The sequence below is a fragment of the Rhodococcus sp. NPDC057014 genome (genome assembly GCF_042673295.1).
GTDB lineage: Bacteria > Actinomycetota > Actinomycetes > Mycobacteriales > Mycobacteriaceae > Rhodococcus_F.
The window spans coordinates 21,086-30,598 of the sequence record NZ_JBHUSF010000085.1 but is presented as its reverse complement, the minus strand read 5'-3'; the positions used below and the strand labels follow the sequence as shown (position 1 = coordinate 30,598).

Genomic DNA, 9,513 nt, shown 5'->3' with positions numbered 1-9,513 from the left:
GATGTGTATAAGAGACAGCGGGTCGCGGAGGTACAGCCCGCCCCACACGAATATGCCCACATAGATCGGGAACAGGGTGGTACTGACGATCGGTTGCTCGGTGAGCATGTTGGTAGCGACCGCTCCACCGAGGTATCCGGTGAGCAGCACGGCGCCCAGGATCGAGGTGGCGGGCACGATGTAGAGAATCAGACACACCAGCAGAACCACCCCGATCACGCGGTTGAGGTTCTCGGCGAAGCCCAGTTCTGCCATCGCCTCACGCACCATCTGGGTGTTCGCGATGTGGATGAGCGAGTCGAAGAGGAGAAACAGCACCGCGAGTGCGCTGACGACGAGCCCTGCGACTCGGGCCTTCTTCGTCGTTCCGTCCGTGGGCGCGGGTGTCTCGGCGGACGCTCCGGTGGCGGGAGGTGTCGAGGTCATGAAATTTTCTCCTTGTTGTTCAGGAAGCTCCAACACGCTTCGTGGGTCCTCACACCAGTACAGACCGGAAGTGACGGGAAAACTCACCGCAGCGGAGCGAACTTGGTGCGCCACCCACTCTTCGACCGCCCGCACAGAGGTTCTCACGGGTGGTTGGATGAACTGGTGCAACTCGTGATCGAGGCAACCGACCTTCCCGGATCGTCGTGCCCGCCGGGGTCCCATTTCCCCGGCTACGACAACATCCATGTGGCCGTGCAGCGCCGCGGCGCTCCCGGCGATCTTCTCGACCTGCATCCAGGGGACGCGACCACGGCCCGCTGGGTTCTCGAGTGCAAGACGACCCCGACGCCGGCGGGTCTCGACATCACCGGTCCGTACGTACAGGGCCGCCCCGGCGGGCGCTTCGTCTACCTGTCGTGGGGGTCGATCGGCCGAGATGGCGAATTCGATATGTTCCGGCGGGCCAAGTTGATGTGGGACGGCGTGGATCGGGCCACCGCAGACGCGGCGGCGGCGGCCGGACGCATCACTGCGCGACTCGGACTCACCGACGCCCGCGGGAATCCCCTGTGCGCTGCAGTGCGTCCGCCGTTGATCGAGTGGTCCGCGTAGCCGCCGCGATCAGGACGCGGGCACTTCCCACTCGACCACTGTCCCCGGCGCGCCGTCGCGGATGACGGCACGGCCACCGAGTTGCGCGGCTCGGTTGCAGATGTTCGCCAGCCCGTGCCCCCGGATGACGTCCGCGCCCATCCCTGTACCGTCGTCGGTCACGCTCAGCGCCAGGCGGTCGTCGTCGGCGGCGACCATCACACGGCACGACGTCGCATGGGCGTGACGGGCAACGTTGCTCAGTGCCTCGCGGAGCACCGCCTGAAGTTCCGGACCTGCGTTGTGGCCGGAGAACTGGTCGACCGGCCCGTCCAGGCACACGTCGGGCGTGAATCCGAGTGCGGCGGTACTACTCTCGACGATCTCACCGACCGCCGCACTCAAACTTGCGGTGCCGTTCGTCACTGCGGTCGCACCAATCTCGAGGTCGAAGATGACCGCCCTCAAACCGCGAACGATGCTGTCGGTTTCGTCGATGAGCGGATCGAGATCCGCGGCAAGACGGGGATGCCGTCGGGCCAGGGAGGTCAATGCGAGGCCCAGCCCGAACACGCGCTGAATCGTCAGGTCGTGCAGATCGGCCGCCATCCGGGTTTGTTCGTCGTGGCGGGTTCGTTCGTGTTCCGCCTGCACGAGTAGCCGATTCTGGGTGAGCAGACTGGTCCGCATGGTGTCGACGGCGCTGCCGATCATCGACACTTCCCTCGGGCCGTCGGTGCCGATATCCCTCTCGTAGTCGCCCTCGGCCACCGCGCTGATGTCTGCGACGAGCCGCTCGATCGGCCGGGTCAGCAATCGTCGCGTCAGATACAGGGAGGCCATCGCGGTGCCGATCGCGAGAACGAACGCGACGGCGGTAGCGATATTTGCCAAGACCTGCGCCGAGCGAACCCGATCGACCTGTTCGGTCACGCGTTCATCCGTCAGGGCATTGAGGTCCTGAAGCTGTGAGCGCAGCCCGTCGAACAGTTCCTTGCCCGTCGCGGTCATGGCCACGACCTGCTCGTCCGCTATCTCGTTGTTGCGACGAGCGAGGATCTCCGGCTCGCTGGCCTGAGTGGTCCAGGTGTTCGCCGCCTCGACGACCGCGTCCAGCGTTGCCGAAGCCTCCGCGTCGCCGGCAAGCAGCGCGGTCAGATCCGACAGGGACGCGGCCGCGGCGTCCCTGCCTGCGTCGTACGGTTCGAGGAAACTCGGATCACCGGTCAGAACATAGCCACGCTGCCCGGTCTCCTGGTCCACATAGGCGGTCGTCAGATCCGACACGGCATGCTGCGCGGGCAGGAGGCGCTCGGAGAGCACGTTCTCGGACGCACGAACCACCAGTCTCCCGTACACGGAAAACGCCGCAGTAACGGCGAACAGGGCCACGAGGATCCCGATCGCCAACCACAGCAACGTCCGCAATGACATCCGTCTGGCCTTCGCAGTCCGACCCGACATGGTCAGCCTCTCACCTGTTCCGAACACAGGATCGGGTGCCTGGACGTCCCGACCCCGCCGGTTCCACACTATTGCGCCCGACCTGCGCGGCGGAACCGATTGCCGAGTCCGATCGACGCCCAATGTTCGGTCAGGCGGGAGGGTGGGCGCTGAGCCAGGTCGCTGCTCTGCGCGCCGACGCGCGTGAGAGCCACGCATCCTGAACGAGCTCCACCAATTCGTGCCGGGACAACTCGCCGATGCGGCTCCCCCTCAACAGCACCGACAGGTGGCCGTCGAAGTGTGAGGTAGTGAAGAACGGTGTCGTGTCATCGCGGACGAGCGCCTGCTTGTCGGCGTCGGACGGCACCCAGAACACGATCACGTCGTCATAGCGTTCCCCGGTGTCCGGGTCCGTCGCATCGGGTCGCGGATTGCGGAAGAACACGAACGACTTACCACCGACCTGGTAGACGGGATTGTCGCCGGGGCCGTGGGTAACGGTGACATGCGGCATGCCCAGAGCCAGATCGTGCACATCTTCGACCCGTGCCGCCCGGCTACCGATTCCCACCTCACCACCCTAAATGCTCTGCATCCGGGGCGCCGCCGTACCGGGTTTCAGGCCGTGGGTGCGCGTCCGACCTCAGGCTTGTGTTGTGTTGTGCGCATGGATGAGCCGGAGGGCCGCGTCCCGGTCACGGCGATCGAGGGCGTCGACGAGGTCGGCGTGCAACTGCTGACGCTCGGCGATGTATTCCGGCAGCGGCCTGTCGCCGACCGGTTCGACGGAGACGGTGTGGGATTCGATCAGGTCGAGCAGGCTCAGGTAGATCGACTTCAGGATCGCGTTGGGGCTCACCCGGGCGATCGCGGCGTGCAGTTCCCAGTTGGCTCGGACGAATCCCGTCGCGTCGCCGGCGTCGGCGGTCTGCCGCATGACGTCGAGGGCGGTGCGCATACGGGTGATGTCGACGGCCGAACTGTGATCGAGTGCGTCCTCGACGAGCAGCGGGTCGAGGGCGTCACGAATACGTACGGCATCGGCGACATCCCCTTCCGCGGCGTCGAGGGAGAGAATCGAGTTCCCGAGACGCGCGATGGGGGTGGGCGAAGCGGCAAACAGCCCCCCTCCGGGTCCCGATCGGACGGTGATCACGCCGCGTGACTGCAGAATGCGCAGAGCTTCGTTGAAGGTCCCCTTCGCGACGCCGCACTGTTCCTGAAGTTCCTTCTTCGTACCGAGGCGCGCGCCGTGCGGCGCCTGCTCCGCGAGTTGGCCGATGGCCAGTGCGGCCTGCTCGGTGCGGCTCAGCGATGCGTCCATCATCATCCGCTGTGCGAGATCGGTCATCGTGTCCTCGTTTCGTCGTGCCCGTCACCACTTCACTGCTGGCCGTCGGACCATCACCGATTCTACCGTATTGAGCATGCTCGATACCGATCAATCGGGTCGAGTCTCTTGACAGGCGGTGCGGGTCACAGCATGCTGTGCCTATTGAACATGCTCAATAGGGCTCAATTGGTGTCCTAGTGCATTCACCGAGGAAGAGCAACGAACATGCAGGAAAACACCCACGACGTCGTGATCGTCGGCGCCGGGCCCGTAGGGCTGGCGCTGGGGCGGATGCTCGGCCTGCGCGGCCACGACGTGGTGATCGTCGAACGCTGGCCGGAGCCGTACCCACTCCCGAGAGCCGTCCACTTCGACGACGAGATCGGCCGAGTCTTCCAATCGATGGGCCTGACCTCGGAAATCCAGTCGATCTCCGAGGCGGTGCCCGACCACTACGAGTGGCGCAATGCCGCCAGGGAATCGTTGGTGAAGATCGACTGGTCCGGCACCGGTCCGAGCGGGTGGCCGACGGCCAGCTTCTTCTCCCAACCTCAGCTCGAGAAGGTCCTCGGCGCAGCGGTCGAGGAGATGCCGAACGTCACTCTGCTCCGCGGCGCCGAGGTCGTCGGTATCGACGAGGGCACACGCGACGTCGTGGTGACGTTCACCAGCACCGTCGTCAAACAGCGGCAGGTGCGAGCACGGTTCGTGATCGGCTGCGACGGCGCGAACAGCTTCGTCCGTGAACGCATGGGTGCGACCATGCACGACGAGGGCTTCTTCTTCGACTGGCTGATCGTCGACACCATTCCGCTCGACGACCGCGGTTGGTCACCACAGAACTGGCAACTGTGCGATCCCGCCCGGCCGACCACGGTCGTGTCGGGCGGACCGGGACGTCGTCGATGGGAGTTCATGCGACTGCCCGGCGAGACGAGAGAAGAACTGAACACGCCGGAGAAGGCATGGGAGTTGCTCCGGGCGTGGGACCGGACGCCGGAGAACAGTGAACTCGAGCGGCACGCCGTCTACACGTTCGCCGCGCGGTGGGCGGACCGGTGGAACGCCGGCCGTCTCGCGATCGCCGGTGACGCCGCGCACCAGATGCCGCCCTTCGCCGGGCAGGGCATGTGCTCGGGCATCCGCGACGCAGCCAATCTGTCGTGGAAGCTCGATCGGATCCTGCGCGGTGAATCCGACCTCGCATTGCTCGATTCGTACTCGTCCGAACGCAGCGCGCACCTGCAGCATGCGGTCACGATGTCGGTCGAACTCGGGCGGGTCATCTGCGTCCTCGACGAGGAGAAGGCCACCGAACGCGATACCCGCATGATCGGCGGTGGCCGACCCCGCGAAGGTTTTGCCGGTCACAGCCCTTCCCGTCCTCGGAGACGGCGTCACCGCGCAAGACACTGACGGCGGCAGGCTGCGCGGGACCCTTGCACCACAGTTTCCGGTGCGGATCGGCGCCCACAGCGACCTCCTCGACGAGGTCACCGGCTTCGGCTCGGTCCTGCTGGTACGCGGTGACACCGATGTCGCGCAAGCGGATCCGACACTGCAGCGACTGCTCGACAGCACCGGCGTACGGCTGAAGACCGTCGAGGAGACCGGAGCACCGGATCTGCTCGACGCGACCGGTCAATGGACTCGGTGGTTCCACGGACAGAACATCAGCGCAGTGCTCGTCCGGCCGGATCACTACATCTTCGGCGGCGTCACCGACAACACCCAACTGACGGATCTGCTCAGCGAATACCGCGACCGACTGCGGACCCTAGACCCATCCCCTACCAGCCCCCACCCTGCAACCACCACCGTGTGAACTCACTCCAGGAGAACCACTTTCATGCGCATCGCCAATATCGACCACCGTGCCGCCCTCGTCCTCGGAGAGAACGGTTCCGAGCGGGCCGTCGACATCGCCCACGCCTCCCGCGGCCGGTTCGCCCCGAACCTGCAGGCACTCTACGAAGCCTGGGACGACGTCACCGAATGGGCCGCAGTCCAGGACCTCTCGGCTCTGACCGACGACAGCGTCCCGATCGACCGCACCCGCTTGAGGGCACCGTCGCCGGCACCGCGGCAGGTGTTCGCCGTCGGCCTGAATTACCACGCCCACGCCGCCGAATCCGGCTTCGAATCCCCCACCCACCTACCACCGGTCTTCACCAAATACGCCTCGTCCTTCACCGGCCCTGATACCGACGTCATCATCCCCACCGGCGGCAACGTCGACTGGGAGGTCGAACTCGTCGCCGTCGTCGGCCGCGAAACCCGCAACATCGACCCCGCCGACGCCTGGGCGCACGTCGCCGGCCTCACCGCCGGCCAGGACATCTCCGAACGCATCACCCAAACCAGAGGTCCCGCACCACAGTTCGGGCTCGGAAAATCCTACGCCGGGTTCTCCCCGCAAGGACCGTGGCTGGTCACCCCCGACGAGTTCGCCGACCCCGACGACCTCGAACTCGGCTGCACCATCGACGGCGAACAAGTGCAGAAAGGCCGCACCCGCGACCTGATCTTCCCCGTCCCGAAGCTCATCGCCACCCTCTCCCACACCGTCACCCTCTACCCCGGCGACGTCATCTTCACCGGCACCCCCGCCGGCGTCGGCGTCGGCCGCACCCCGCAACGGTTCCTGCAGCCCGGCGAGACACTCGACAGCTGGATCGACGGCATCGGTCAGCTGCACCAGAGATTCGTCGCCGAACCCGACGCGCAGTAAGGACACCACGTCATGGCACTACACGGTCTGGGCAAGGTCACCCTCGGCGTCCCCAACGTCGGCGACACCATCGCCTACTACACCGACTTCGGACTCGAGCACCGCGGGAACGGGGTCTTCGCCACCCGCAACGGCGGCGAACAACTCCACATCGTGCACGCACCCACCCGGCGACTGGTCGAGCTGACCGTCGCCGCCGACGACCCCGACGACATCACCGCCACCACAGCGCGGCTGACCAGACTCGGTATCGCGATCCAGCACGACAGCACGTCCGTCAGCGCCGTCGAACCGATCACCGGCGCCCTGGTGCGAGTCCAGGTCCGGCCCCGGATCGTCATCGAACCCGCCGTCGCGGCCACTGCCTACAACGGGCCCGGGCGCATCGACCGCTGGGGACGCGCCCCGTTCCTCACCCGCACCGACCCGGTACGCCCCCGCAAACTCGGACACGCGGTGATCGGGTCCACCGACCTCGAGACCACCATGAAGTTCTTCACCGACGGCCTCGGCTTCAAGGTCAGCGACTACATGGGCGACAAGGCCGCATTCCTGCGCTGCTCCGTCGAACACCACAACGTCCTCGTCATGGCCGCACCGGTGAACTTCATACACCACACCAGCTGGCAGGTCGACGACGTCGACGAGGTCGGCCGCGGCGCCCACACCATGCTCGCAGGCAACCCCGAACGCCACATCTGGGGCCTCGGCCGCCACTACGCGGGCGCGAACTTCTTCTGGTACCTCAAGGACCCGGCCGGGAACTTCTCCGAGTACTACTCCGACATGGACACCGTCCCCGAAGACGAACTCTGGTCCCCGGAAATTCTGCACGGACTCCAGGGCCTCTACGCCTGGGGACCGCCGCCGCCCCCGTCGGTCCTCGAACCGGACGACCTCGCGGCCCTCATGACCGGAGCGCATTCCGCGAAGGGGTGAGCGCGGGCTTCGTCGACGCGCGCTCGTCGGCAGGGCCGCGGCGCGGCGTGCCCTGCGCGACGGGAAGAGCCGAACCGGATGGAATCCCGGACGTCAATCGACGACGAAGTGCGTCCGCTCGAAGAACCGCCCGACGCCCCGTTCCCGCTGTCGTCCGATGACATACCGACCGGGGGCGATGCCGGTGGCTCCGTGCTCGGGGTGGATGAGGTAGGCGGCAACGCGGGTGTCGAGGATGCCGAGCGCGAGGCGCCGGGGGTCGTTCACAGGCGTGGACCATGTGCACATGCCTTCGTCGGCGACGAGGCTGTGCGGGTTTCCGCCCGCCGCGCTCCGCAGCAACTCCACTCCCGACAGCAGCACGTTCTCCGACCGCGTCCATGGGCCGGGCGTGACGACCTCGGCGACAATCGGATACGGGATCACGAGGAGATCGCCCTGGGCCTGCATACCGTCGATGACGGGTACGGATACTTCCTGGTCGAGATAGTCGAAGACATCGAGGCCGGACAGGGCCGTGAGATCGGACAAGGTCATGATCGAATTCATGCGAGTCACCTTCGGAGTTCGGGTTTCGGATTTCGGGTTTCAGGTTCGACGAACGAGACGGGCGTAGTCGGCGCCATTGATGCCATAGGTCCAGGCTGCGGCATCCAACGCCGACGAAATCCGTGTCGGCACATAGATCCCGTACCGACGCCGAAGGCCGTCGCGTTCGGGAGAGCCGTTGACGGCGAGCAGGATGTGATCGTTTCGGCCCCAGCCGTCCGACATCACGTAGAGCTGTAGTGTGTGACCGACATTGCCGGGATCGTCGGCTCGGTCGATCAGCGCGAGTCCGGCCTCGTCGATGTAGGTGTCCCAGCCGATGCGCTCGATCGCGCATCGGCGGACCTCGACATTACGTTCGCGTGCGATACGTTCGACCGTCGGCTCGAGGACGACCCAGTCGGGGACGATCGTCCCGTGCAGCACGAAAAGCGATCGACCGTCTTCGAATTCGAGCGCAGGCACATCCGGATGATGCAATCGGCACTCGTTGTGTACACGGCCCGGTATGGGCTCGACATGCAGGGCGGTGGGTCGTTCCGCCATGACACACACGTTGTCGAACGCCCACCACCACCCGGTCGCACTGGTCAGGGCGGTATGGATGTCGAGCAACTCGAGATCGTCGGAGCGGAACCTGGCGAGCCCAATCCGACGGTACGTGTCGTAGTACCCGACGCGATGAGCTTCTTGCTGCCCATACCAGCTCACGCCACCGACGAAGGGGGGCATCAGTGTTCGTATCGCGGTAGCAGCCCCATCGAAAAGGCTCGTGCGCAACGAATCCCACACGGCGGCTCTGATGATTGCATTCGGGCTGATGCCGATGCGCGCAGAGTCGTCGGGCGACTGGGTTCGCGCGGTCTCGATGGCCCGGCGTTCGTTCGGCCAGTCGGATCTTCCGTGAGCGATCAATGCGTCCATGCGTCTGCGCGATTCGGAGAGCATGGATGCCATTCGGACGGCGACGCACTGGACTCCTTCGCCGGCAAACGACAGCGTCGTCGCCAATCCTTCGGCGGCGATGACGTCGGAACCGGCTGGGGGTGACGGCACCCAGACGAACTCCGGCTTTCGAAACCCTGATCGCCGATACAGTGTTTCGACAGCCGATTCCGCCGTGGTGCGATCGGATGGGCGTGCACACAACCCGTGCGCGAGCCATGCGTCACGCACAGTTTCGACACCGCACATGCATTCGGTGGAGTGAACAGTGTTGTCGGTGAATGTCGCTCGGCGCCCAGCCACCGAGCGAAGCGGCGCGGTGCTCACGCGATTGTGGCGGAGTACGCCTTTCCACTAGTCATACATACGAGCGTGGCACGCGAATGCCCTGAGCGCAAGACCTCCGGCCGACCCCCGCGATCTTCCCTCGCCGACTCGGTCCAGGGGGGTGGCTGGACACCACCCCCAGGGGGTCTAACACGACCCGCCCCTGCGCGCCACGATGGAGGAACAGGAATCGACAGCACCCGCACGGGCCATCAGAAAGCAC

11 protein-coding genes are annotated in these 9,513 nt (G+C 65.8%); 5 read left to right on the top strand and 6 right to left on the bottom strand.

Annotated elements, in window-relative coordinates; genetic code table 11:
- Window positions 1-426 (bottom strand): DoxX family protein (locus tag ACFTZB_RS18675; RefSeq protein ID WP_378433447.1); only part of this gene is annotated, 426 nt, incomplete at its 3' end.
- A gap of 165 nt (window positions 427-591) precedes the next feature.
- Here ACFTZB_RS18675 and ACFTZB_RS18670 point away from each other — a divergent pair.
- On the top strand, window positions 592-1,041 hold the full coding sequence (locus tag ACFTZB_RS18670) for a DUF5990 family protein (protein WP_378433449.1): 450 nt from the start codon (window positions 592-594) through the stop codon (window positions 1,039-1,041).
- Between the two features lie 9 nt (window positions 1,042-1,050).
- Here ACFTZB_RS18670 and ACFTZB_RS18665 read toward each other — a convergent pair whose 3' ends face one another.
- From ACFTZB_RS18665 to ACFTZB_RS18655, 3 genes are all read right to left on the bottom strand, one after another.
- Window positions 1,051-2,454 carry a CHASE3 domain-containing protein gene (locus ACFTZB_RS18665; RefSeq protein ID WP_378433446.1) on the bottom strand — a complete coding sequence of 468 codons (1,404 nt, stop codon included), beginning with the start codon at window positions 2,452-2,454 and terminating at the stop codon, window positions 1,051-1,053.
- Window positions 2,455-2,614: 160 nt separating this feature from the next.
- The gene (locus ACFTZB_RS18660; protein WP_378433448.1) at window positions 2,615-2,980 is read right to left on the bottom strand and encodes an MmcQ/YjbR family DNA-binding protein; all 366 of its coding nucleotides are present in this window, start codon (window positions 2,978-2,980) and stop codon (window positions 2,615-2,617) included.
- Between the two features lie 129 nt (window positions 2,981-3,109).
- Entirely contained in the window at window positions 3,110-3,817 is a 708-nt protein-coding gene (locus ACFTZB_RS18655; protein ID WP_378433445.1) for a FadR/GntR family transcriptional regulator, read from the bottom strand.
- Between the two features lie 207 nt (window positions 3,818-4,024).
- Between ACFTZB_RS18655 and ACFTZB_RS18650 the strand changes: the two genes are divergently transcribed.
- Genes ACFTZB_RS18650 through ACFTZB_RS18635 form a run of 4 tightly spaced genes read left to right on the top strand, consistent with a single transcriptional unit; the run spans window position 4,025 to window position 7,469 of the window.
- On the top strand, window positions 4,025-5,215 hold the full coding sequence (locus ACFTZB_RS18650) for a bifunctional 3-(3-hydroxy-phenyl)propionate/3-hydroxycinnamic acid hydroxylase (RefSeq protein WP_378433444.1): 1,191 nt from the start codon (window positions 4,025-4,027) through the stop codon (window positions 5,213-5,215).
- On the top strand, window positions 5,160-5,624 hold the full coding sequence (locus tag ACFTZB_RS18645) for a hypothetical protein (RefSeq protein WP_378433443.1): 465 nt from the start codon (window positions 5,160-5,162) through the stop codon (window positions 5,622-5,624). The genes ACFTZB_RS18650 and ACFTZB_RS18645 overlap by 56 nt, the downstream gene beginning before the upstream one ends.
- 24 nt (window positions 5,625-5,648) lie before the next feature.
- On the top strand, window positions 5,649-6,530 hold the full coding sequence (locus tag ACFTZB_RS18640; RefSeq protein WP_378433442.1) for a fumarylacetoacetate hydrolase family protein: 882 nt from the start codon (window positions 5,649-5,651) through the stop codon (window positions 6,528-6,530).
- Window positions 6,531-6,542: 12 nt separating this feature from the next.
- Window positions 6,543-7,469: a VOC family protein gene (locus ACFTZB_RS18635; RefSeq protein ID WP_378433441.1), complete on the top strand. Its 927-nt coding sequence runs from the start codon at window positions 6,543-6,545 to the stop codon at window positions 7,467-7,469.
- 93 nt (window positions 7,470-7,562) lie between these two features.
- Here the strand turns inward: ACFTZB_RS18635 and ACFTZB_RS18630 are convergent, their stop codons facing one another.
- Window positions 7,563-8,018: a hypothetical protein gene (locus tag ACFTZB_RS18630; RefSeq protein ID WP_378433440.1), complete on the bottom strand. Its 456-nt coding sequence runs from the start codon at window positions 8,016-8,018 to the stop codon at window positions 7,563-7,565.
- A gap of 39 nt (window positions 8,019-8,057) precedes the next feature.
- On the bottom strand, window positions 8,058-9,290 hold the full coding sequence (locus ACFTZB_RS18625) for a DUF6745 domain-containing protein (protein ID WP_378433439.1): 1,233 nt from the start codon (window positions 9,288-9,290) through the stop codon (window positions 8,058-8,060).
- Between the last annotated feature and the right edge of the window lie 223 nt (window positions 9,291-9,513).